The sequence below is a fragment of the Streptomyces sp. NPDC053367 genome (genome assembly GCF_044545925.1).
Classification (GTDB): Bacteria; Actinomycetota; Actinomycetes; order Streptomycetales; family Streptomycetaceae; genus Streptomyces.
Window position 1 is genome coordinate 313,137 of record NZ_JBITYN010000003.1, and the last position, 21,706, is coordinate 334,842.

The window sequence follows — 21,706 nt, forward strand, 5'->3', positions numbered from 1 at the left end:
ATGGCCGAGAAGATGGCTCTGGCCAAGGCGATCAACGAATCGCTGCGCCGCGCACTGGAGACCGACCCGAAGGTCCTCGTCATGGGCGAGGACGTCGGCAAGCTCGGCGGCGTGTTCCGGGTGACCGACGGCCTGCAGAAGGACTTCGGCGAGTCCCGCGTCATCGACACCCCCCTCGCGGAGTCCGGCATCGTCGGCACCGCGATCGGCCTCGCCCTGCGCGGCTACCGCCCGGTGGTGGAGATCCAGTTCGACGGCTTCGTCTTCCCGGCGTACGACCAGATCGTCACGCAGCTCGCGAAGATGCACGCCCGCTCGCTCGGCAAGGTCAAGCTGCCCGTCGTGGTCCGCATCCCCTACGGCGGCGGCATCGGCGCGGTCGAGCACCACTCCGAGTCCCCCGAGGCGCTGTTCGCGCACGTCGCGGGCCTGAAGATCGTCTCCCCGTCGAACGCCTCCGACGCGTACTGGATGATGCAGCAGGCCATCCAGAGCGACGACCCGGTGATCTTCTTCGAGCCCAAGCGGCGCTACTGGGACAAGGCCGAGGTCAACACCGAGGCCATCCCCGGCCCGCTGCACAAGGCGCAGGTGGTGCGTGAGGGCACCGACCTGACCCTCGCCGCCTACGGCCCGATGGTGAAGACCTGTCTGGAGGTCGCCGCGGCGGCCGCCGAGGAGGGGCGGAACCTGGAGGTCCTGGACCTGCGCTCGGTCTCGCCGCTCGACTTCGACTCCATCCAGGCCTCGGTCGAGAAGACCCGCCGCCTGGTCGTGGTCCACGAGGCGCCGGTGTTCTTCGGCTCCGGCGCGGAGATCGCCGCCCGGATCACCGAGCGCTGCTTCTACCACCTGGAGGCCCCGGTGCTCCGGGTCGGCGGCTACCACGCCCCGTACCCGCCGGCGCGCCTGGAGGAGGAGTACCTGCCGGGCCTGGACCGGGTGCTCGACGCCGTCGACCGTGCCCTGGCGTACTGAGGAGAGGGTCGTGACGACGATGACTGAAGCGTCCGTACGCGAGTTCAAGATGCCGGACGTGGGCGAGGGCCTCACCGAGGCCGAGATCCTCAAGTGGTACGTCCAGCCCGGTGACACCGTCACCGACGGCCAGGTGGTGTGCGAGGTCGAGACCGCCAAGGCGGCCGTCGAACTGCCCATCCCCTACGACGGTGTGGTGCGCGCCCTGCACTTCCCGGAGGGCACCACGGTCGACGTGGGCACGTCCATCATCGCGGTGGACGTCTCGGGCGGAGCCGCGCCCGAGCCCGCGCCCGCGCAGGCCCCCGTCGAGCAGGCCGCCCCGGCGGCACAGCCGGCACCGGCCGCCGCGGAGGAGCCCGAGCCGCAGGGCCGCCAGCCGGTCCTCGTCGGCTACGGCGTCGCCGCCTCCTCCACCAAGCGCCGCCCGCGCAAGGGTCCGGAGGTGTCGGCCCAGGCGTCCGCGGCGATCCAGACCGAGCTGAACGGCCACGCCCCCGCGGCACCGGCACCCGCCCCGGCCGCAGCCCCGGCCCAGGCGGGCAAGGACCGCCCGCTCGCCAAGCCGCCGGTGCGCAAGCTCGCCAAGGACCTCGGCGTCGACCTGGCCACGGTCACCCCGACCGGCCCGGACGGCATCATCACCCGCGAGGACGTCCACGCGGCGGCGGCACCCGCCCCGGCGGAGGCTCCCGCGCCGACGGCCGCCCCGGCCCCGGCCGCCGCGCAGGCCGCCCCCGCGCCGGTGGCGGCGTACGACACCGCGCGCGAGACCCGGATCCCGGTCAAGGGCGTCCGCAAGGCGACGGCCGCGGCGATGGTCGGCTCGGCGTTCACCGCGCCGCATGTCACCGAGTTCGTCACGGTCGACGTCACGCGCACGATGAAGCTCGTCGAGGAGCTCAAGCAGGACAAGGACATGCAGGGCCTGCGGGTCAACCCGCTCCTGCTGATCGCCAAGGCCCTGCTGGTCGCCATCAAGCGCAACCCGGACGTCAACGCGTCCTGGGACGAGGCGAACCAGGAGATCGTGCTCAAGCACTACGTCAACCTGGGCATCGCCGCGGCCACCCCGCGCGGCCTGATCGTCCCGAACATCAAGGACGCCCACGCCAAGACGCTCCCGCAGCTCGCGGAGGCGCTCGGTGAGCTGGTGTCCACCGCGCGCGAGGGCAAGACCTCGCCCGCGGCGATGCAGGGCGGCACGGTGACGATCACCAACGTCGGCGTGTTCGGCGTCGACACCGGCACCCCGATCCTCAACCCGGGCGAGTCGGCGATCCTCGCGGTCGGCGCGATCAAGCTCCAGCCGTGGGTCCACAAGGGCAAGGTCAAGCCGCGTCAGGTCACCACCCTGGCGCTGTCCTTCGACCACCGCCTGGTCGACGGCGAGCTGGGCTCGAAGGTGCTCGCGGACATCGCCGCGATCCTGGAGCAGCCCAAGCGACTGATCACCTGGGCCTGACCGGCCGCGTCAGGACGGCGCGCCGGTCGAGGCACGTCAGGAGAGAAGTCGGTACAGCACGTCAGGAAAGCACCGGGTCCGGCCGCAGCCAGTGGCCGCCGGTGCTCCAGCCCAGCAGCATCCGTCCCTCGCCCTCCCGGGCCGAGCCGCCCTCCGAGACCTGGCGGAGGCCGGTGAGCGCCGGGGCGAGCCGGACGGCGACGTGCCACGGGTGGCGGGCGGCCTCCCCGGCCAGCCAGGCCAGGGTGCGGGCCCGCCCGCCCGGGGTGCACAGCGACAGGTGGAACAGCATCTGCCGCCAGGCGTAGGCGACGTCCTTGATCGTGCCCAGGGGCCGCGGGTTGTGGTGGAGGCGCGCGGTCAGCCGGCACACCGTCACGAACGACCGCCGGGCCAGCTCGTCCCAGCCCGTCTCGGGGGCGATGCCCACCCGGTGGACCAGGGTGGCCAGGTTGTGGGTCGTGAGGATCTGCGCCTGCTCGATCACCGTGCCGTTCGCGGCGACCCAGGAGCCGCCGCCCGAGCCGTTGCGTGAGCCGTTCCGCGAGCCGGGCTCGAACTGCGCGGCCCGCCGCTTGCACAGCTCGGCGAACCCCGGTGACGTACGCGCCCCGTACGACCGCCGTGCCGCCTCACCGGCCTCGACGATCGCGAGGTTGCGCAGGGAGCGGTAGTCGATGGCGTAGTAGCGCTCGTAGAGGGAGCCGCCGCCCAGCAGCTCCGCGGCCACGCGCGCCGAGGCGAGGAACTTGGGCGTGAAGGTGCCCATGAAGATGTCCGAGGCCAGCTCCTCGACGAGGGGCGCGCCGAGGTCCGCCTGCCGGGCGAGCACGGACAGCTCCCGCACCAGCGGGTTCGGCAGGACCGTGCCCGGGAACGCCTGCACGGCGAGGCCGCCCAGCTGCCGCAGTGCGGCGGCGGCGACGTCACCGGCCTCTCCGTCGACGCGGTGCGCGGCGACGGCCCGCACCCACGGCAGCTCCTCGGCCCGCACCTGCCGCTCCAGGTTGAGCAGCAGCAGCGAGCGCCGGTTGCGGAAGGCCCGGTAGTGCGCGGCGGCCAGGGTGCGCAGCGCCGGGTCCGGGTGGGCCTGCGCGGTGGCCGTGGCCACGAGCTGCGGCACGAACGTGGCGAGGACCTCCGCCGACGGCACGATGCCGCGCTCGATCAGCGTGCCGAGGGGCGCGCTCAGGGCGATCTCCACGGGCCGTCGCAGGGCAGCGGGGATCGCGGCGCCGGCGGGCAGTCCGCTACGGGCCGCCTCCGGCTCGCTCACCTCCCCGACGAACGGCCCGACCTCCGCGATGCCGCCCTGCGCGGGCAGCACGGCCAGCCGGTCGTGCACCAGCCGGGCCAGCGCGTGGTGCGAGGGCAGCGCCGCCTGGGCGGCCTGCTGCCGGCGCAGGGCGGAGTGCCGCGCGGAGCCGGGGAGCCCGCGCCGCCGGACCATCGAGGTCAGCGCGCTCCTGAGCAGCCCGAGCCGCCGCGCGTCGAGCTCCCGCCCGGCGACGACGTCCTCCAGCGCGCCGCGCAGGATGCCGAGGTTCTCCTTGGGGCTGCGGTGCTTGGTGCACAGGGTGTGGTCCCGGGCCAGGTCGCGGTAGCGGGCGACGAGTGCGGCGCAGTGGGCGTGCCAGGCGCTGCCGGGGCCGGCCGGCGGGACGCGGATCCAGCCGTCGTCGCCGGTCACCTCCAGCCAGTGCGTGAGCAGCTCGTCCCCGAACGGCTGCCAGACGGCGAGGGCCTCCCGCTGGGTCTCCACGGCCGTGCTCGGCTGCCGCCGGGCCAGGGACGCGCGGGCCTCGGCGACGGTGGAGCGGTGGACGGCGTCGGCCCCGGGCGCGGGCCGCTCGGCCGGCCGGGGCGCGAACCGCAGCCGCCCTGCGAACGGCGCCAGCTCGTGGACGAGGTCCAGCGCGGCGTCCGTCCGTCCGGCGCGGACCAGCCACGCGACGGTCAGCAGGGCCGCCTCCTCGGGCACGGCGATCTCGTAGCGCCCGCTGTCGAGCAGGCCGTACAGCTCGGTGAGACCGTCCTCGGAGAGGAAGTACGCGAACAGCGCCTGCCGGTCCTCGGGCACCTTGGCCCGCCGGGCGGCGGCGGTCTCATGGGGGAGCAGCGGGCCTCCCGCGCTCGGCTCACCGGTGGCGAAGCCGCCCCGGACGACCTCGGGCGTCACCCACGCGGGCAGTCCGGCGACCGGAGTGCGCGAACCGACGGACAGCAGGCCGTTCGCCATCCCGGTCAGCACGGCACGCCACTTCAGTCCGCGTTCCTCGGCGCGGCGCCGGGTGGCGTGGTCCTCGTGGGTGGCCGCAGTCCGCAGCGCGGCGGCCAACTGGCCTGCCGCGTAGCCGGGATTCGCCTGGGCGGGGTGCTGCTGCTCAGCGTCGTGGTCCATAGCCGACGTGGCGGGTGCTGCCCCCGCGCCCTCCGGGTAGGAAGCCCGGTGCTCTGCTGCTGAGCTACACGTCGATGGGATCGACCGTAGGGGCCGACTGCCGGTCGTACAAACGGATTTCGCACGGGCAGGGCCCGCCGTGGGGAACACGACGGGCCCTGCCTGGGGTACTGCGATGTGCGTCAGGCCTGCTTCGCGAAGCCGTAGTTGAGCAGCTTCGTCGCGTCCTGCTGGCGGGTCGTGGCGTTGGTGGAGGCCAGGACGACGCCGTAGACGGTCTTGCCGTTGCGGGTGGCGGAGAAGGCGAGGCAGTAGCCGGCCTCGGGGCCGGAGCCGGTCTTCACGCCGGTCGCGCCGCTGTAGGAGCTGAGCAGCGGGTTGGTGTTGGTCCAGGGGGCCATCGTGCGGACGGTGCCCGTGCTGGTGATCGTCTTGGCCGTGTACGACTTGGTCTTGACGATCGAGCGGAACGTGTAGCCCGCCATCGCGCTGCGGGCGAGCTTGGTGAGGTCGCGCGGCGTCGAGTAGTTGGAGCCGTTGCTGATGCCGTCGAACGAGTCGAAGTGCGTGTTCGTCATGCCGAGGTTCTTCGCCGTGGTGTTCATCTTGGAGATGAACGAGCTCACGCGCGCGGCACGCGTGGTGCCCGTGCCGAACTTGTCGGCCAGCGCGTAGGCGGCGTCGCAGCCCGAGGGCAGCATCAGCCCGTAGAGCAGCTGACGGACGGTGACCTTGTCGCCGACGATGAGGTGCGCCTGCGAGGCGTTGCGCGACACCACGTAGTCGCTGTACGCCTTCTGGATCGTGACCTTGGCGTCCAGGTTGAGGTTCGGCTGCGAGAGCACGACCTTCGCGGTCATGATCTTGGTGGTGGAGCCGGTGGAGCGCTTGACGTCCGCGCTCTTGGTGTAGAGCGTTCTGCCGCTTCCGTCGCTGACGTAGGCGCCCTTGGCGTACACCGTCGGCACGGTGAGCGCCTGTGCGGGGGCGGCGGCGACCGCGCCGGCGGTGAGCATGGCGCCGGTCGTCAGTCCGACCGTGATCGCCTTGCGGATCCGGGCGCCCGAAATGCTAGTCATCAAGAGGATTACCCCGAATGGTTGGTTAAGTCCCTTTTGTTGCAGCCGAGTTGAGAGGGGGCAACAGGGCCGCACAAGGGAGACTCACGAGACCGGGGAATGGTTGCGCGCGCCTTTGGCCGGATCACCCGCCCGTATCGTGGACGACCCTCCGCATGCGTACGTGTTGTATCTATCCTGTCGGCATGACCATGGCCGTGAAGCAACCTCCCGCCGCCGAACGCGTCTACAGCCACGTCAAGCAGGGTGTACTCGACCGCCGCTACGAGGGCGGCACGCTCCTCACCGAGGGCGAGCTCGCCGAGGCCGTCGGGGTCTCGCGCACACCGGTGCGCGAGGCGCTGCTGCGGCTCGAGGTCGAGGGGCTGCTGAAGCTCTACCCGAAGAAGGGCGCCCTGGTCCTGCCCGTCTCCGCGCAGGAGATCGCGGACGTCGTCGAGACCCGGCTGCTGGTCGAGGAGCACGCGGCCCGCAAGGCGGTCCCCGCCCCGGCCGGGCTCGTCCAGCGTCTGGAGGAGCTGCTGGAGCGGCAGAAGCGGGAGGCCGCCGCCGGTGATCTGGCCGCCGTCGCCGTCACCGACCGCTGCTTCCACGCCGAGATCGTCCGCAGCGGCGGCAACGAGATCCTCTCCCGCCTCTACGACCAGCTGCGCGACCGCCAGCTGCGGATGGGCGTCGCCGTGATGCACTCGCACCCCGACCGCATCGCCAAGAACATCACCGAGCACCAGGAGATCCTCGACGCGCTGCGCACCGGCGACGCCGAGGAGGCCGTCGCCCTCGTCCACCGGCACGTCGGCTGGTTCTCGCACCTGGCCCGGGGTGAGGTGCGGTGAGCCCGGCCCCGGCTTCGGCGACCCTGCCGGGTGACCCCCCTGGCGGCCGCCGCGCCGCCGCCGTCTGGGGCATCGGCGTCTCCGTCTACTTCGTCGCCGTCATCTTCCGTACGTCGCTGGGGGTCGCCGGCCTCGACGCGGCCGACCGCTTCGACGTGAACGCCTCGGCCCTTTCGACGTTCTCGATCCTCCAGCTGCTGGTCTACGCCGGCATGCAGATACCCGTCGGCCTGCTCGTCGACCGGCTCGGCACCAAGAAGGTGCTCGGCCTGGGCGTCGTCCTGTTTACCCTCGGCCAGCTCGGCTTCGCCTTCTCCCCCTCCTACGGCATGGCCCTCGCCTCGCGCGCGCTGCTCGGCTGCGGCGACGCGATGACCTTCATCAGCGTGCTGCGGCTCGGCACGCGCTGGTTCCCCGCCCGGCGCGGGCCGCTGATCGCCCAGCTCGCGGGCCTGGTCGGCATGGCGGGCAACCTCGTCTCCACGCTGGTCCTGGCCCGGCTGCTGCACGGCGTCGGCTGGACGGCCGCGTTCGCCGGCAGCGCGCTGGCCGGTGCGGTCGTGTTCGTGCTGTTGCTGCTGTTCCTCCAGGACCACCCCGAGGGCCATGAGCCCGAGCCCGTCGAGCACCGGGGCGCCGCCTACGTCCGCCGCCAGATCGCCGCGTCCTGGCGCGAGCCGGGCACCCGGCTGGGATTGTGGGTGCACTTCACCACGCAGTTCCCGGCGATGGTGTTCCTGCTGCTGTGGGGGCTGCCGTTCCTGGTCGAGGCGCAGGGTCTGTCACGGGGGACGGCCGGATCGCTGCTGACCCTCGTCGTGCTGTCCAACATGGCCGTGGGGCTCGTCTACGGCCAGATCGTCGCCCGGCACCACGGGGCGCGGCTGCCGCTGGCGCTGGGGAGCGTGGGGGCGACGGCCGTGCTGTGGGCGGTGACCCTGTACTGGCCGGGGCCGCACGCGCCGATGTGGCTGCTGGTCGTGCTGTGCGCGGTGCTCGGGGCGTGCGGGCCGGCGTCGATGATCGGGTTCGACTTCGCGCGGCCGGCCAATCCGCCCGAGCGGCAGGGCACCGCCTCCGGGATCACCAACATGGGCGGGTTCGTCGCCTCGATGACGACCCTGTTCCTGGTGGGCGTGCTGCTGGACGCGACGGGGGACGACTACCGGATCGCCTTCTCGGTGGTGTTCTTCCTCCAGGCGCTCGGCGTCGGTCAGATACTGCGGCTGCGCCGGCGCGCGGCCCTGCGGGAGCGGGAGCGGCTGGTCGCCAGCCGGGTCGCCTCCGTGCACGTCCCCGTGTGAAGGCGCTGCTGCGCCCGTGGGGCCCGTGCCTGGGGCCCCGTGCCTGGGGGCTCCGCCCCCAGACTCCGGCACCCTCAGCGTGTCACCGTGAAGTTCCGCAGGATCGCCGCCGTCAGCTCCGGGTCCCCCTCCGCCTTGACCCGGTCCGCCACCGACTCCGGCGACACCCGGCCGCAGGCCAGCCGGACGAACGTCTCCCAGTCCAGGGTGAACGACGCGGCGGGGCCGAGGGCGGGCACGGTCTCCAGTGAGCCGCGGCCCTGGATGTCGATGCGGATGGTGCGCAGGAACTCCACGGGCCCGTGGACGTCGAAGACGACCGCGGAGCTGCGCGGGGCGTTCGCGCGGGCGGCGACGACCTCGGGCAGGGCGTCCAGCAGGACGTCCCGGACGACGGACGCGCCCGGGGAGTCGAGGTTGCCGGGCCGGCCGAGGGCGGTGCGCAGGTCCTGCTCGTGCACCCACATCTCGAAGGCGTGGTTGCGCATGGCCTCCTCCAGCGTCAGCTCGGCGCCGAGCGGGCCGCGGACCTTGGTGCCGGGGTCCCGGGACTCGTTGCGCAGCTGGCGGTTGCGGCGGATGACCGTGTACTCCAGCTCGGCCGTCATCTCCGGCGCCGTGTGGTGGCGGCGGACGTCGACCTGCATCTCCATGTAGCGCTGGTGGTCGTTGGTGACGTGGAACAGGTCGCGCGGCAGCGTGTGGATGGGCCGCGGGTCGCCGAGCATCTCGTTGTCCAGGCCGATGAGGTGCGAGACGACATCGCGCACGGACCAGCCCGGGCACGGCGTGCGACGGTTCCAGTCGGCCTCCACCAGCTGCTGCACCAGCTCGGATATCGCGTCGATGGAGTGGGTCCAGGCGTCGGCGTAGGGCTGGAGGGTGGGATGCAGACTCACGGAACGGGACCCCTCGGCGGTCGGTGCACGGTCAGGTGGTGGCGGCGTTGCCAGTGGGAGGTGGCGGCAGCTGTCGGCGGGTGTCTTGGGACGCTAAGTTACGCTGCTCCGAGGCACCCCGGCAGTGCTTTCGTGTGACGATCGTAGGCCGGTGTCGACGGCCCGAACGCCAGGACGGTGGTAGTGTGCGCGCCTCTCTGATCCAGATCGCCGTAGACGAGGGCGAATCGGTCGCCTCCCGCAGACGGCGCGCGGCCGCGCTGGTCCGTGAGCAGTCGGGCTCCGACCTGGTCGTCCTGCCCGAGCTGTGGACCACCGGGGCGTTCGCCTACGAGGAGTTCGGGCGCGAGGCGGAGCCGCTGGAGGGCCCGACGTACGAGGCGATGGCCAAGGCGGCGAGCGACGCGGGCGTCTGGCTGCACGCCGGTTCGATCCCCGAGCGCACGCCATCCGACAGCGGCTCCGCCGCGGGTGAAGGGCCCCTGTACAACACCTCCCTCGTCTTCTCCCCCTCCGGCGACCTCGTCGCCGCCTACCGCAAGATCCACCGCTTCGGCTTCGACAAGGGCGAGGCGGTGCTGATGGGCGCGGGCACCGAACTGGTGACGGCCCGTCTGCCGCACACCACCCTGGGCCTGGCGACCTGTTACGACCTCCGTTTCCCCGAACTCTTCCGCGGTCTCGTCGACGCCGGCGCCGAGACCCTGGTCGTGCCCGCCGGCTGGCCGGAGCGGCGGCGGGCCCACTGGACGCTGCTGGCTCAGGCGCGGGCGGTGGAGAACCAGTCGTTCGTCCTCGCGTGTGGAACGGCCGGTACGCACGCCGGAGTTCCCCAGGCGGGTCACTCGATCGTGGTCGATCCCTGGGGCGAGGTGCTGGCCCGGGCCGGGGCGGACGAGGAGATCCTCACGGTGGAGTTCGACCCGGCCGAGGTCACGGCGACGAGGGACCGGTTCCCGGCGCTGAAGGACAGGGTGCTGGGCCTGAAGGCGCCCAGAGGTTAGTCCTCCCGCTCCTTCTCCGACAGCTGGATCACACACACCGTCACCGCGATCAGCAGCGCCGGGTCCGCGTCCTCCCGTACGACGTCCAGGCCGTAGGTGTCCCGCACGTGCAGCCACCGCCGCGACACCACGGCCAGCAGCTCACCGTCGTACTCGATGGCGAACTCCCGGTCGGCGATCTTCCCGCTGACGTCGAGCTCCGTGCCGTCGACCAGGGTCACCCGGTAGTGGTTGCGCAGCAGCGACAGCCGCTTGCGCCGGACGGTGGCGAGCGGTTGGTCCTCCCGCTCGATCACCATCGTGTCCCGCAGGGCGAACATCTTCTGCCGGATGTCCACCAGCACCCGCCCCTGCGGGTCCTTCAACTCGAAGGTGTCCCGTACCCGCATCGCCTTGCCGTCGACGAGGTACACCTTTTGTCCGCGCTCGTCCTCGATCCAGTAGTCCTCACCGAATCCGAGCAGCCGGTCACGCACCAGGAATCTCATGCCAGACCGGTTCCCCGCCGCTCGCCGACCGACGCGACACGTGGGCCGACGGAGTGACGTCCCCTCAGCCCGAGGCACTCTCCGCGGGCACCCCGAACCGCCGCCGGTACGCCGAAGGGCTCAGGCCCGTTTCGCGGCGCAGGTGGGTGCGGAGGCTGGCGGCGGTGCCGAGGCCGCTGTGGCGGGCCACCACGTCGAGGCGGGTCTCGCCCCGTTCGATCAGGCGGCGGGCGAGGTCGACGCGTTCGGCGGTGAGCCAGGCCAGCGGGGTCGTGCCCAGCTGGGACTGGAAGCGGCGGTGGAGGGTGGCCGGGGAGACCGCCGCGCGGGCGGCCAGGTCGGCGACGGTGAGGCGCTCACCGAGGCGTTCCTGCGCCCAGGCCAGCAGCGGGGCCAGGGACTCGTCGCGTACCTCCGGCAGCGGGCGCTCCACGAACTGGCGCTGACCGCCGTCGCGGTGGGCGGCGAAGACCAGGCGGCGGGACACATGGCCCGCGATCTCGGCGCCGTGGTCACGGCGTACGACGTGCAGGCCCAGGTCGAGGGCCGAGGCGCTGCCGGAGGCCGTGAGGATGTCGCCGTCGTCCACGAACAGCACGTCGGGCTCCAGCAGCACCCGCGGGAAGCGGGCCCGGAAGGAGTCGGCCTACATCCAGTGGCAGGCCGCACGCCGGCCGTCCAGCAGGCCCGCCTCCGCCAGCGTGAACGCGCCCGAGCAGAAGCCGATCAGGCGGGCCCCGCGTGCGTGGGCCCGCCTGATCACGTCCAGTACCTCAGGGGCGCGCGGCACATCCGTGTCCGGCCGGTTCGGCACGATCAACGTGTCCGCGTCCTCGGCCGCCTCCAGGCCGGCGACCCCGGTCAGGGTGAAGAACCCGTCCCTCATCCGCGTACGGGAGTCCGCCGCGCACAGGCGGAAGTCGTACAGCCGTCGGCCCAGTTCCGGACGGTCCAGGCCGAAGATCTCGATGGCGCAGCTCATCTCGAAGGGGTTGGAGTTGTCGTCGACGACCAGGACGACCCGGTGCGGGTGAGAGGAATCTTGCGGCATGTGCGATTCCTAGCACTCGCGGCCGACGGGCACCACCGGCGAGCATCGGCACATGACCGACGAACCCGTTTCCCTGGCCGCCGCGCTCGCCTCCTTCTCCCGGCAGTGGAGCCCGCGCATCGTCACCACCGTCAACGACTACGACGTGCGCGTCGCCAAGGTCGAGGGCGAGCACCTGTGGCACGCCCACGACGACACCGACGAGTTCTTCCTCGTCCTCGGCGGCGAGCTGCACATCGCCCTGCGCGAACCCGCCGGCGAGCGCACCGTCGTGCTGCCCCGGGGCTCCGTCTTCACCGTCCCGCGCGGCACGGAGCACAAGCCGTACGCGCCCGTGCCCACCGAGATCCTGCTGCTGGAGCCCACCGGGACCTCCACCGTCGGCGACCGGCACGAGGCCGTCCCGTCCCATGTGGACGCGACGACCGGTCACGCGCTCGCCTGACTCAGACGCCGTAGCCGTCGCTGTAGCCGTCGCGGTGGTGGTGATGGTGGTGTACGTCGTCGTCGACCACGGGCGTGGCCGGAGGGACGACCACCCGCCGGCGGCGGGCGATGCTGCTGAACGTGGTGACGCCGATCAGGCCCACGATCATGAGAATGAGACCGACGAGGTCGAGGTTGACCCCCTCCATGTCCCAGTCGGTCGCGAACGTGAGGATGGCTCCCACGGCGATGAGGATGATGCATCCGCCCAGGCCCATCAGAGCTGCCCCCCTCATAGGGATGTCGTTGTGCTCGGAGGGTCCGGGTACCCCGGACCCTCCCGTCGGACACCCGGGAGGGGCTGATCAGCCTTCGAGGAACGCCGTCAGAGAGCGGGTCAGCAGCAACGGGTCCTGGACCCCGCACAGTTCACGGACGCTGTGCATCGACAGGATCGCGACGCCGATGTCGACCGTGCGGATGCCGTGCCGGGCGGCGGTGATCGGGCCGATCGTGGTGCCGCAGGGCATGGAGTTGTGCGAGACGAACGACTGGAAGGGCACGCCCGCCTTCTCGCAGGCCGCCGCGAAGACCGCCCGCCCCGAACCGTCCGTGGCGTACCGGTTGTTGACGTTGACCTTGAGGATGGGACCGCCGTTGATCCGCGGGTGGTGCGTCGGGTCGTGCCGCTCGGCGTAGTTGGGGTGCACGGCGTGGCCCGTGTCGGAGGACAGGCAGACCGTGCCCGCGAACGCCCTGGCCCGGTCCTCGTACGAGCCGCCGCGCGCGAACACCGAGCGCTCCAGGACGCTGCCGAGCAGCGGGCCGTCGGCGCCGGTGTCGGACTGGGAGCCGTTCTCCTCGTGGTCGAAGGCGGCCAGGACGGGGATGTACGGCAGGTCCTGCCCGGCGACGGTGGTCAGCGCGGCCACGGCGGCGTGCACGGACAGCAGGTTGTCCATGCGCGGGCCGGCCACCAGCTCGCGGTCGCGGCCGAGGTAGGCGGGCGCCTCCACGGAGTGGGTCATCAGGTCCCAGCCGGTGACCTCGCCGGCCGGGACGCCGGACTCCTCCTCCAGGAAGGCGATCAGGTCGCCGCCGCGCACCTCGTCGCCGAGCCCCCACACGGGCTGCAGATGCCGTTGCTTGTCGAGCTTGAGCCCCTCCGAGGACACCGAGCGGTCCAGGTGGATGGCGAGCTGGGGCACCCTCAGCAGCGGGCGGTCGACGTTCACCAGGCGGGTCGAGCCGTCCCGCAGGGTCAGCCGGCCCGCCAGGCCCAGGTCCCGGTCCAGCCATGAGTTGAGCAGCGGCCCGCCGTAGATCTCCACGGCCACCTGGCGCCAGCCGTGCGCCCCGGTGTCCGGCTGCGGCTTCACCCGCAGGTTGGGCGAGTCGGTGTGCGCACCGACGATCCGGAACGGCGTGTGGGCCGCCGCGCCCTCGGGGACGTACCAGGCCACGATGGCGCCGCCGCGCGTCACGTACCTGCCGCCGTGCGTGCCGTCCCAGGCGTCCGTCTCCGCGACCTGGCGGAAACCGGCCTTCTCCAGCCGTTCGGCCGCGGTCGCCACGGCGTGGTACGGCGTGGGGCTCGCCGTCAGGAAGGACATGAGGTCGTCGGTGTGTCCGCGATCGCTGCGTGGGGGTTCGCTCATGGGGTTCACCTTAACGACGTACGAGGGCCCGCTCCCCTAGTTGGGGAGCGGGCCCTCGTGAGGGTTTCGGGTGCGCCTCGGGGTCGACTAGAACGCGGCCTCGTCGAGCTCCATCAGGTCCAGTCCGACGTTCTCCGAGACCTTGCGGGCGAGGGTCACACCGGGCAGGACGTTGGCCGCGAAGAACCGCGCCGCGGCGATCTTGCCCGCGTAGAAGGCCTTGTCCTTGGCGGAGGCCGTCGGCAGCTTCTCGGCGGCGACCGCGGCGCCCTTGAGCAGCAGGTAGCCGACGACGACGTCACCGGAGGCCATCAGCAGGCGGGTGGTGTTCAGGCCCACCTTGTAGATGTTCTTGACGTCCTGCTCGGTGGCGGCGAGGTCGGTGAGCATCAGGCCGACGATGGCCTCCAGCTCGACGGCGGCCTTCGCCAGCTGCTCCCGGGCGCCGGCCAGTTCCTCGCCGCCGGTGCCGAGCGCCAGGAACTTCTTGATGTCCTCGGCCAGGGAGTTCAGGGCCGCGCCCTGGTTGCGGACGATCTTCCGGAAGAAGAAGTCCTGGCCCTGGATGGCCGTGGTGCCCTCGTAGAGGGTGTCGATCTTGGAGTCCCGGATGTACTGCTCGATCGGGTACTCCTGAAGGAAGCCGGAGCCGCCGAAGGTCTGCAGCGACTGGGCGAGCTGCTCGTAGCCCTTCTCGGAGCCGTAGCCCTTGACGATCGGCAGGAGCAGGTCGTTCAGCGCGATCTCCGCGGAGGCGTCCTCGCCGTTCGCCTCCTTGACCTGGATCGCGTCCTGGATCGAGGCGGTGTAGAGGACGAGGGCGCGCATGCCCTCCGCGTACGCCTTCTGCGTCATCAGCGAGCGGCGCACGTCGGGGTGGTGGGTGACGGTGACCTTGGGCGCGGTCTTGTCCATGAAGTTGGCCAGGTCCGGGCCCTGGACGCGCTCCTTGGCGTACTCCAGGGCGTTGAGGTAGCCCGTGGAGAGGGTGGAGATCGCCTTCGTGCCGACCATCATGCGGGCGAACTCGATGATGCGGAACATCTGGCGGATGCCGTCGTGCTTGTCGCCGATCAGCCAGCCCTTGGCGGGGTGCTGGTCGCCGAAGGTCATCTCGCACGTGTTGGAGGCCTTCAGGCCCATCTTGTGCTCGACGTTGGTGGCGTAGACGCCGTTGCGCTCGCCCAGCTCGCCGGTCTCGAAGTCGAAGAGGTACTTCGGGACGAGGAAGAGGGACAGGCCCTTGGTGCCGGGACCGGCACCCTCGGGGCGCGCGAGCACGTAGTGGAGGATGTTCTCCGACATGTCGTGCTCACCGGAGGTGATGAAGCGCTTCACGCCCTCGATGTGCCAGGAGCCGTCCTCCTGCTGCACGGCCTTGGTGCGGCCGGCGCCCACGTCCGAGCCGGCGTCCGGCTCGGTGAGGACCATGGTGGAGCCCCACTGCTTCTCGGTGGCGATCTTGGCGATGTGCTTCTGGACCTCGTTGCCCTCCTCGAAGAGGATGCCGGCGAACGCCGGGCCCGAGGAGTACATCCACACGGCCGGGTTGGCGCCCAGGATCAGCTCGGCGTAGGCCCAGATCAGGGAGCGCGGCGAGGTGGTGCCGCCGATCTCCTCGGGCAGGCCGAGGCGCCAGTACTCGGAGTCCATGAAGGCCTGGTAGCTCTTCTTGAAGGACGCGGGGACCGGGGCGGTGTTCGTCTCCGGGTCGAAGACCGGCGGGTTGCGGTCGGCGTCCGCGAAGGACTCGGCCAGCTCGTTCTCGGAGAGGCGGGTCATCTCCTCGAGGATGCTCCTGGCGGTCTCGACGTCCATCTCCTCGAACGGTCCGGTGCCGTACACCTTGTCGCGCCCGAGTACCTCGAAGAGATTGAACTCGATGTCGCGGAGATTCGACTTGTAGTGCCCCATGGCGACGGCTCCGTAGCGAGAGTAGAGAGATCGGCGAGGCACTGGATCCTCGCGCTGGTTCACGTACCAACAAGTAGCTACGATGATGCTACCCGCCAGTAATAAGACGCAACCCCGAACCGGCCATCTGTGACTGGTTACTCTTTCTGGCATGTACGGCTACGACCAGAACGTCGGTGGTGCTCAGCAGCAGTACGCCGCTCCCCAGCAGCCGATGTCCGGGGGATACGGGCAGCAGCCGCCGCTGTACCCCGAGCCGTCCCCGCCCTCGCTCGCGGACGCGGTGCGCGCCTTCACCACCGGCCAGCTGGCGGCCGAGGACTTCCAGCAGGTCTTCGCGACCTCCAAGGTGTACTGCCCGCGCGGCGACAACCCCGGGTTCCTCGCCCTGCACAACACCCAGCAGCCGGTGATCCCGATGTTCACCTCGCTGAAGGAGCTGCGCCGGTACGCGGGCAAGGAGTCCAAGTACTTCGTCATCACCGGCGCCGAGGTGATCGACCTGCTGCCGACCGGCTACGGCTTCGTCCTGGACATGGAGGGCGAGCACCGGATCGTCTTCGACGCGAAGGCCGTCGAACAGATGGTCGAATTCGCGATGCGCAGGATGTACGGCTGACCGCCTCCGGATGACCGGGCGGCTGGATCCGGCCGTTCGGTGGCCGACTTCATGTAGTCATTCACCTCCCAGGGGCGCCCGGGGCATATTCCTTCACAGGTTCTCTACATTTCCCCGTGAAGTGTCCGCGTCCACGGCACCATCCCCTGGGGGCCCGCATGGCGGCAGCACGGAACATACTGATCACCGGAGGCTCGGCGGGTATCGGCCGGGCATGCGTGGAGCGGTTCGCGAGGGCCGGCGACCACGTCTGGTTCACCTATCACTCGGGTCACGACCGCGCGGCCGAGCTGGTCGCCCGCCTGGCCCGCAGCAGCCCGCACCCCGTGCGGGCCTTCGCCTTCCGGCAGGGCGAGTGGGACGACCACGAACGGCTCCTGCGCGAGCTGCCGGGCCCGGTAGACGTCCTCGTCAACAACGCGGCGGTCGGTTCCAAGACCGTCGAGTCCTACGTCCCCGGCCCCGACCACGTCAGGGACGCGGCGTTCCTCCAGATCAACGCGGTGGGCCCGCTGTGGCTCGTGCAGCAGGTGCTGCCGGGCATGCTGGCGCGCGGCCGCGGCAAGGTCGTCAACGTCTCCAGTGTCGGCGGCGGTGTGGCGCCCTTCCCGGGCTTCCGGATCGCGGACGGCATGAGCAAGGCCGCGCTGGCCTACCTCACCCGGCATCTGGCCGCCGAACTCGCGCACGCCTGCGTGGACGTCGTCGCCGTCTGCCCCGGTGCCGTCGGGACGCCCATGTTCGAGGCCAGCACCCTCGCCGGTCTGAGCCCCGAACGCCGGGCCGCCGTCGAGGCCGCCCTCCCCCGCGGGCGCCTCATCCGCCCCGACGAGGTCGCCGAACTGGTCTGGTGGCTCGCCGGAGCCGACTCCGGCGTCCTGCACGGCGCGGTGATCGACGCGTCCATGGGTCTGGGCGCCCACCCCGGCCTGCTGACCGGCCCCGGTGTCCTCGACCACGCGCCCGCCGGAGCCCCCCGATGAGGCGCGTCTCGCGGCAGGCGGCCCGGCTGCTGGCCGACACCCCCGCGATCGCCGAGGCCCACTTCCGGGCGGAGGCCCGCCCGTACCACCCCCGGCTGCGGCCCGACGGGTGGCTCAACCTCGGTACCGCCGAGAACCGGCTGCTCGCCGACCTGCACAGCGCGCACCGGACCCCGCCCCTCACCGAGGCCACCACCCGCTACGCGCCCCTGTACGGCGGCGCCGGGCTGCGGGAGCGGGTCGCCGGGCATCTCGGCCGGGGCGCCGACGCCGAGGACCTGGTCGTCGTGGCCGGGGCGACGGCCGCGCTGGACGTGATCGCGAGCGTGCTGTGCGACCCCGGGGATGGGATCGTCGTACCGACGCCGTACTACGGGGCCTTCGACACCGACCTCGCGGGACGCTCGGGCGCCCGGCTGCTGCCCGCGCCACCGGACCCGGCCGACGGGTACGGGCTGTGGCCCGAGGGTGTGCGGCGGGTGCTTCAGCAGGCGCGGCGGTCTGGGACGGCCGTAAGGGCCGTCGCGCTCGCCTCGCCCGGCAATCCCACGGGGAGCGTCCATTGCGCTGCCCTCCTGCGTGAACTGGCCGCCGTCGCGGCCGAGTCCGGCGTCGACGTGATCGCCGACGAGATCTACGCCGGGTCGGTGTTCGAGGGCACCTTCACCGCTCTGCGTGAGATCGACGGGCCGCGCGTGCACACCGTGTGGGGCTTCGCCAAGGACTTCGGGCTGTCCGGGCTCAAGGCGGGCGTGCTGCACACACCGGACCCCCGGGTGCGCGAGGCCGCCCGCGCGCTCGCCTACTTCGCGCCCGTGTCCACCCACACCCAGGCCGTCCTCGCCGACCTGCTCGCCGAGCCCGCGCGGGTCGACGCGTTCCTCGCCGAGAACCGCCGGCGCCTCGGGGCCTCGTACGAGCGGGCCGCCGCGCTGCTCACCGCGTACGGCATCCCGTACGCCCCGGCCGGGGCGGGCTGTTCCGTCTGGGCCGACCTCGGGGCGTGGCTGCCGCCGGGCTCCGGCTTCGGGGGCGAGCGCGCCCTGTGGCGGGACATCCTCGACGGCACCCGCGTCAGCATCCTGCCGGGCGAGGCCTTCCACGCCCCGCGCCCCGGCTGGTTCCGCATCTGCCACTCGCTCGACGCGGCCGTCGTCGCGGAGGCCCTGACCCGGCTCGGCCGGTTCCTGGACGGGAGAGGAGGCCGCCGTGCGGAGCGACGACAGCACACCGCCGGGACCGCTCGACCGCTGGTATGAGCAGGCCGGCGTGCGCACCGGGGTGCGCCGGATGTTCCACGAGGACGCCGAGCGCGGCAAGGTCCTCTTCCCGGCCGCCCTCGTGCCGTACGCCACCCATGAGGCGGTACGGGCGCTTCCGCCGGAGCGGATACGGGAGTTGACGGTCCGGCACCTGTACCAGTTCCTGCTGTCCACCACCCATCTGGAGACCCGGGTGGTCAACGCGGCCGCCGAGCCGGTCGCCAACGGCCGCGCGGGCCTGGACCTGCCGGCCGCACTGCGCCTGGACGCCTTCAAGGTCTACTGCGACGAGGGCTACCACGCCCTCTACAGCCTCGACCTCGCCGGCCAGATCGCGGCCGTGACCGGCATCGCCGTCCCCGGCTGGGACTACGGCGGCTTCGTGGAGCGGCTGCGGGAGACGGGACGGGCCCAGCTCCCGCAGGCACCCCGCCTCGCGGAACTCCTCCAGGCCGTGGTGTTCGAGACCCTGATCACGGCCGTGCTGAACGAGGTGCCGGCCGACGAGACGGTCGCCGCCCCGGTCCGCGACCTGCTGCGCGACCACGCCCGCGACGAGGGACGCCACCATCGCTTCTTCTCCCTGTTCTTCAAGGAGCTGTGGGTACGCCTGACCCCGGCCGAGCAGGCGGACGCCGCCCGTGCCCTGCCCGCGCTGATCCGGGCCGCCCTGACCTGGGACCTCGGCCCTGTGCACGCCTCCCTGCGGCTGGCGGGGCTGGACGCGGACACGGCCCGGCAGGTGGTGGCCGACACCTACGCGGACGGGCCGGGGGAGCGACGGCTCAACGAGATGGCCCGCGCCCTGCTGCGGCTGTGCGCCGCGACAGGCGTCTTCGAACTCCCCGGCATCCGCGCCCACTTCGCGGCCCACGGCCTCGGAGACGGAAGCGGCACCGGACCCATCGGAGACGGAAGCGGCGCCGTATACCTCGGAGACGGAAGCGGCACCGGACGCGCCGGCGACGGAAGCGGCACCGGACGCGCCGGCGACGGAAGCGGCACCGGACGCGCCGGCGACGGAAGCGGCACCGGACGCGCCGCCGGACCCATCGGCGACCGATACGGCGCCGGACACCTCGACGACGACGGAAGCGGCGCCGGACCCCTGGAGCGCTCATGAACAACACGCCCCTGACCGCTGCGGACACCCTCACCTACGCCGAGTACCTGCGCCTGCCCGCGCTGCTCGCCCAGCAGGCCCCGCGCGCGGGTGGCGCGGCGCACGACGAGCCGCTGTTCATCGCCGTGCACCAGGTGCACGAGCTGTGGTTCAAGCTGCTGCTCGCCGAGCTGACCGACGCCCGCGACCGGATGCTGGCGGGGGAGACCGCGGTCCCCGTGCTGCGGCTACGGCGCTGCCGGGAGATCGAGGCCGCGCTGCTGGCGGCGCTGGAGGTGCTGGACACGATGGCGCCGGTCGACTTCCGGGTGTTCCGGGGCGCGCTCGGCACGGCCAGCGGGGCGCAGTCGGCGCAGTTCCACGAGATCGAGGCGCTCTCCGGCCGCACCGACGTGGCCCCGGTCGGCCTCGGCGCCTGGCTGACCCCCGCCGAGCGGGCCCGGCTGGACCGCAGGCTGCTGGAGCCGTCGCTGTGGGACGCCTTCCTCGCCGCGCTGGCTGCGCAGGGCCTGGCCTGCGGCAACCGCGCCGAGCGCAGGCGGACGTACGACCGGATCGGGCGGGGCGGCACCGCGGCGGGTGAGCTGGCGGTGGCGCTGCTGGAGTACGACCGGGGCTGGTCGCTGTGGCGGGATCGGCACGTCCGCGTGGTCGAGCGGCAGCTCGGCGCCGCGCGGGGGACGGGTGGCAGCAGCGGGTCGCCCTATCTGCGGGCCCGGGCCGCCCACCGGTTCTTCCCTGAGCTGTGGGAGGCGTGGGACTGAGTGAGCCGCTGGTGCGTGGGAAGCCCGGAGGGAATGCCCTCCGGGTTTTTCGCGTTGCGGGTGGCAGAAAGTTCAACCGTCAACTAAAATCGGAGCACAAGGAGGTACCGACATGCCTGCAGTGACCGTCGAGAACCCGCTGACGCTGCCCCGCGTGACCGCGCCCGCCGACGCCGTGGCACGTCCCGTGCTCGCTGTCACGACCGCGCCGAGCGGTTTCGAGGGCGAGGGCTTCCCGGTGCGCCGAGCGTTCGCCGGGATCAACTACCGCTATCTGGACCCGTTCATCATGATGGACCAGATGGGTGAGGTGGAGTACGCGCCGGGCGAGCCCAAGGGCACCCCCTGGCATCCCCACCGGGGCTTCGAGACCGTCACCTACATCATCGACGGGATCTTCGACCACCAGGACTCCAACGGCGGTGGCGGCACCATCACCAACGGCGACACCCAGTGGATGACGGCGGGCGCCGGCCTGCTGCACATCGAGGCGCCGCCGGAGCACCTGGTCGTCTCGGGCGGCCTTTTCCACGGCCTCCAGCTGTGGGTGAACCTGCCGGCCAAGGACAAGATGATGCCCCCGCGCTACCAGGACATCCGCGGCGGCAACGTCCAGCTGCTGACGACCCCCGACGGCGGCGCGCTGCTCCGCGTCATCGCCGGTGAGCTGGACGGACACGCCGGTCCGGGCATCACCCACACCCCGATCACGATGATCCACGCGACGGTGGCACCCGGCGCGGAGGTCACCCTGCCGTGGCGCGAGGACTTCAACGGCCTGGCGTACGTGCTCGCGGGCAGGGGCTCGGTCGGCGCCGAGCGGCGTCCCGTCCAGGTCGGCCAGACCGCCGTGTTCGGCACCGGCTCCTCGCTGACCGTCCGCGCGGACGAGAGGCAGGACTCCCACACCCCGGACCTGGAGGTCGTCCTCCTCGGCGGACAGCCCATCCGGGAGCCCATGGCCCACTACGGCCCGTTCGTCATGAACACCAAGGACGAGCTGATGCAGGCCTTCGAGGACTTCCAGAAGGGCCGCCTCGGCACGATCCCGGCCGTCCACGGCATGGACGCGAGCGGCCCGCAGGCCTGACACCCGGAGAAAACCGGGGGCGGTCCGGGCCGGGGCCGGTCCAGGATGTGGGGCGACACCTGCCCCGAGGAGCATCCATGCCGGCCCCCTCCGGTTTCACCTACACCGCCCACGGCGACGGAAGCGTCGTCATCACCCACCGCGGCCGCCGCGCCGCCACCCTGCGGGGCGAGCGCGCCGTCCGCTTCCTCGACGAGGCCGGCGCCGGCGACGCCCAGCTCGTGATGGCCCGCTGGACCGGCTCGTACAAGTTCGGCAACGAGCGCACCGCCCGCGACCACCCCAGGAACCGGGCGGCCCGCTAGCGCCGCTGACCCCGGCGTCCGCGCTCGCGTGCCCCGTCGCAGCACCCTGACGACCCG

Annotated in this window: 20 protein-coding genes, 1 tRNA gene and 1 pseudogene; 13 read left to right on the top strand and 9 right to left on the bottom strand. The window is 72.1% G+C overall.

Annotated elements, in window-relative coordinates; genetic code table 11:
- Both ACIGXJ_RS11080 and ACIGXJ_RS11085 read left to right on the top strand, forming a co-directional pair.
- Positions 1 to 978, top strand: coding sequence for an alpha-ketoacid dehydrogenase subunit beta (locus ACIGXJ_RS11080; protein ID WP_399643100.1), 978 nt, complete (start codon positions 1 to 3; stop codon positions 976 to 978).
- A gap of 10 nt (positions 979 to 988) precedes the next feature.
- The gene (locus tag ACIGXJ_RS11085) at positions 989 to 2,443 is read left to right on the top strand and encodes a dihydrolipoamide acetyltransferase family protein (protein WP_399643102.1); all 1,455 of its coding nucleotides are present in this window, start codon (positions 989 to 991) and stop codon (positions 2,441 to 2,443) included.
- 61 nt (positions 2,444 to 2,504) lie between these two features.
- Here the strand turns inward: ACIGXJ_RS11085 and ACIGXJ_RS11090 are convergent, their stop codons facing one another.
- From ACIGXJ_RS11090 to ACIGXJ_RS11100, 3 genes are all read right to left on the bottom strand, one after another.
- A complete protein-coding gene (locus ACIGXJ_RS11090; RefSeq protein ID WP_399643104.1) occupies positions 2,505 to 4,844 on the bottom strand; it encodes a hypothetical protein in 2,340 nt (779 codons plus the stop codon).
- A 2-nt stretch (positions 4,845 to 4,846) separates the two neighbouring features.
- Positions 4,847 to 4,918, bottom strand: a tRNA-Gly gene (locus ACIGXJ_RS11095).
- A 108-nt stretch (positions 4,919 to 5,026) separates the two neighbouring features.
- Positions 5,027 to 5,923 carry a D-alanyl-D-alanine carboxypeptidase family protein gene (locus tag ACIGXJ_RS11100; RefSeq protein WP_399643106.1) on the bottom strand — a complete coding sequence of 299 codons (897 nt, stop codon included), beginning with the start codon at positions 5,921 to 5,923 and terminating at the stop codon, positions 5,027 to 5,029.
- A 185-nt stretch (positions 5,924 to 6,108) separates the two neighbouring features.
- Here ACIGXJ_RS11100 and ACIGXJ_RS11105 point away from each other — a divergent pair, with 185 nt between their 5' ends.
- Complete coding sequence (locus ACIGXJ_RS11105) at positions 6,109 to 6,759, top strand: GntR family transcriptional regulator (protein ID WP_399643108.1); 651 nt, start codon at positions 6,109 to 6,111, stop codon at positions 6,757 to 6,759.
- Positions 6,756 to 8,063 carry a nitrate/nitrite transporter gene (locus tag ACIGXJ_RS11110; RefSeq protein ID WP_399643110.1) on the top strand — a complete coding sequence of 436 codons (1,308 nt, stop codon included), beginning with the start codon at positions 6,756 to 6,758 and terminating at the stop codon, positions 8,061 to 8,063. The genes ACIGXJ_RS11105 and ACIGXJ_RS11110 overlap by 4 nt, the downstream gene beginning before the upstream one ends.
- Positions 8,064 to 8,137: 74 nt before the next feature.
- Here the strand turns inward: ACIGXJ_RS11110 and ACIGXJ_RS11115 are convergent, their stop codons facing one another.
- On the bottom strand, positions 8,138 to 8,962 hold the full coding sequence (locus ACIGXJ_RS11115; protein ID WP_399643112.1) for a maleylpyruvate isomerase family mycothiol-dependent enzyme: 825 nt from the start codon (positions 8,960 to 8,962) through the stop codon (positions 8,138 to 8,140).
- Between the two features lie 185 nt (positions 8,963 to 9,147).
- On the opposite strand from ACIGXJ_RS11115, the gene ACIGXJ_RS11120 reads away from it, so the two are divergent.
- Positions 9,148 to 9,966 carry a carbon-nitrogen family hydrolase gene (locus tag ACIGXJ_RS11120; protein WP_399643113.1) on the top strand — a complete coding sequence of 273 codons (819 nt, stop codon included), beginning with the start codon at positions 9,148 to 9,150 and terminating at the stop codon, positions 9,964 to 9,966.
- On the opposite strand, the gene ACIGXJ_RS11125 is transcribed toward ACIGXJ_RS11120, so the two are convergent.
- Complete coding sequence (locus tag ACIGXJ_RS11125; protein ID WP_399643115.1) at positions 9,963 to 10,454, bottom strand: LURP-one-related/scramblase family protein; 492 nt, start codon at positions 10,452 to 10,454, stop codon at positions 9,963 to 9,965. The two genes, ACIGXJ_RS11120 and ACIGXJ_RS11125, sit on opposite strands and share 4 nt — an antisense overlap.
- A 64-nt stretch (positions 10,455 to 10,518) precedes the next feature.
- A pseudogene (locus ACIGXJ_RS11130) lies at positions 10,519 to 11,505 on the bottom strand (GlxA family transcriptional regulator).
- Between the two features lie 52 nt (positions 11,506 to 11,557).
- On the opposite strand from ACIGXJ_RS11130, the gene ACIGXJ_RS11135 reads away from it, so the two are divergent.
- Complete coding sequence (locus tag ACIGXJ_RS11135) at positions 11,558 to 11,950, top strand: cupin domain-containing protein (protein ID WP_399643117.1); 393 nt, start codon at positions 11,558 to 11,560, stop codon at positions 11,948 to 11,950.
- 1 nt (position 11,951) lies between these two features.
- On the opposite strand, the gene ACIGXJ_RS11140 is transcribed toward ACIGXJ_RS11135, so the two are convergent.
- The 3 genes from ACIGXJ_RS11140 to ACIGXJ_RS11150 all read right to left on the bottom strand — a co-directional run bounded on the left by ACIGXJ_RS11140 (position 11,952) and on the right by ACIGXJ_RS11150 (position 15,503).
- Positions 11,952 to 12,209: a DUF6458 family protein gene (locus ACIGXJ_RS11140; protein ID WP_399643692.1), complete on the bottom strand. Its 258-nt coding sequence runs from the start codon at positions 12,207 to 12,209 to the stop codon at positions 11,952 to 11,954.
- A gap of 87 nt (positions 12,210 to 12,296) precedes the next feature.
- Complete coding sequence (locus ACIGXJ_RS11145) at positions 12,297 to 13,589, bottom strand: M18 family aminopeptidase (RefSeq protein ID WP_399643119.1); 1,293 nt, start codon at positions 13,587 to 13,589, stop codon at positions 12,297 to 12,299.
- 87 nt (positions 13,590 to 13,676) lie between these two features.
- A complete protein-coding gene (locus tag ACIGXJ_RS11150; RefSeq protein ID WP_399643121.1) occupies positions 13,677 to 15,503 on the bottom strand; it encodes an acyl-CoA dehydrogenase in 1,827 nt (608 codons plus the stop codon).
- Between the two features lie 151 nt (positions 15,504 to 15,654).
- On the opposite strand from ACIGXJ_RS11150, the gene ACIGXJ_RS11155 reads away from it, so the two are divergent.
- The 7 genes from ACIGXJ_RS11155 to ACIGXJ_RS11185 all read left to right on the top strand — a co-directional run bounded on the left by ACIGXJ_RS11155 (position 15,655) and on the right by ACIGXJ_RS11185 (position 21,649).
- Entirely contained in the window at positions 15,655 to 16,122 is a 468-nt protein-coding gene (locus tag ACIGXJ_RS11155) for an SseB family protein (protein ID WP_399643123.1), read from the top strand.
- Positions 16,123 to 16,280: 158 nt separating this feature from the next.
- The gene (locus ACIGXJ_RS11160) at positions 16,281 to 17,105 is read left to right on the top strand and encodes an SDR family NAD(P)-dependent oxidoreductase (protein ID WP_399643125.1); all 825 of its coding nucleotides are present in this window, start codon (positions 16,281 to 16,283) and stop codon (positions 17,103 to 17,105) included.
- Positions 17,102 to 18,364: an aminotransferase class I/II-fold pyridoxal phosphate-dependent enzyme gene (locus tag ACIGXJ_RS11165; RefSeq protein ID WP_399643127.1), complete on the top strand. Its 1,263-nt coding sequence runs from the start codon at positions 17,102 to 17,104 to the stop codon at positions 18,362 to 18,364. The genes ACIGXJ_RS11160 and ACIGXJ_RS11165 overlap by 4 nt, the downstream gene beginning before the upstream one ends.
- Positions 18,315 to 19,490, top strand: coding sequence for a diiron oxygenase (locus ACIGXJ_RS11170; RefSeq protein WP_399643128.1), 1,176 nt, complete (start codon positions 18,315 to 18,317; stop codon positions 19,488 to 19,490). The genes ACIGXJ_RS11165 and ACIGXJ_RS11170 overlap by 50 nt, the downstream gene beginning before the upstream one ends.
- Positions 19,487 to 20,254, top strand: a complete 768-nt coding sequence (locus ACIGXJ_RS11175) for a tryptophan 2,3-dioxygenase family protein (RefSeq protein ID WP_399643130.1) — start codon at positions 19,487 to 19,489, stop codon at positions 20,252 to 20,254. Before ACIGXJ_RS11170 ends, ACIGXJ_RS11175 begins: the two co-directional genes overlap by 4 nt.
- A gap of 112 nt (positions 20,255 to 20,366) precedes the next feature.
- Positions 20,367 to 21,344, top strand: coding sequence for a pirin family protein (locus ACIGXJ_RS11180; RefSeq protein WP_399643132.1), 978 nt, complete (start codon positions 20,367 to 20,369; stop codon positions 21,342 to 21,344).
- Between the two features lie 77 nt (positions 21,345 to 21,421).
- Complete coding sequence (locus ACIGXJ_RS11185) at positions 21,422 to 21,649, top strand: hypothetical protein (RefSeq protein WP_399643133.1); 228 nt, start codon at positions 21,422 to 21,424, stop codon at positions 21,647 to 21,649.
- Positions 21,650 to 21,706 lie beyond the last annotated feature (57 nt).

Excerpts from the sequence above, each read along its gene's own strand:
- ACIGXJ_RS11090 (WP_399643104.1), bottom strand. The coding sequence starts at position 4,844 with ATGGACCACGACGCTGAGCAGCAGCACCCCGCCCAGGCGAATCCCGGC.
- ACIGXJ_RS11150 (WP_399643121.1), bottom strand. The coding sequence starts at position 15,503 with ATGGGGCACTACAAGTCGAATCTCCGCGACATCGAGTTCAATCTCTTC.
- ACIGXJ_RS11140 (WP_399643692.1), bottom strand. The coding sequence starts at position 12,209 with ATGGGCCTGGGCGGATGCATCATCCTCATCGCCGTGGGAGCCATCCTC.
- ACIGXJ_RS11165 (WP_399643127.1), top strand. The coding sequence starts at position 17,102 with ATGAGGCGCGTCTCGCGGCAGGCGGCCCGGCTGCTGGCCGACACCCCC.
- ACIGXJ_RS11160 (WP_399643125.1), top strand. The coding sequence starts at position 16,281 with ATGGCGGCAGCACGGAACATACTGATCACCGGAGGCTCGGCGGGTATC.
- ACIGXJ_RS11135 (WP_399643117.1), top strand. The coding sequence starts at position 11,558 with ATGACCGACGAACCCGTTTCCCTGGCCGCCGCGCTCGCCTCCTTCTCC.
- ACIGXJ_RS11125 (WP_399643115.1), bottom strand. The coding sequence starts at position 10,454 with ATGAGATTCCTGGTGCGTGACCGGCTGCTCGGATTCGGTGAGGACTAC.
- ACIGXJ_RS11155 (WP_399643123.1), top strand. The coding sequence starts at position 15,655 with ATGTACGGCTACGACCAGAACGTCGGTGGTGCTCAGCAGCAGTACGCC.
- ACIGXJ_RS11175 (WP_399643130.1), top strand. The coding sequence starts at position 19,487 with ATGAACAACACGCCCCTGACCGCTGCGGACACCCTCACCTACGCCGAG.
- ACIGXJ_RS11180 (WP_399643132.1), top strand. The coding sequence starts at position 20,367 with ATGCCTGCAGTGACCGTCGAGAACCCGCTGACGCTGCCCCGCGTGACC.
- ACIGXJ_RS11080 (WP_399643100.1), top strand. The coding sequence starts at position 1 with ATGGCCGAGAAGATGGCTCTGGCCAAGGCGATCAACGAATCGCTGCGC.
- ACIGXJ_RS11145 (WP_399643119.1), bottom strand. The coding sequence starts at position 13,589 with ATGAGCGAACCCCCACGCAGCGATCGCGGACACACCGACGACCTCATG.
- ACIGXJ_RS11100 (WP_399643106.1), bottom strand. The coding sequence starts at position 5,923 with ATGACTAGCATTTCGGGCGCCCGGATCCGCAAGGCGATCACGGTCGGA.
- ACIGXJ_RS11185 (WP_399643133.1), top strand. The coding sequence starts at position 21,422 with ATGCCGGCCCCCTCCGGTTTCACCTACACCGCCCACGGCGACGGAAGC.
- ACIGXJ_RS11105 (WP_399643108.1), top strand. The coding sequence starts at position 6,109 with ATGACCATGGCCGTGAAGCAACCTCCCGCCGCCGAACGCGTCTACAGC.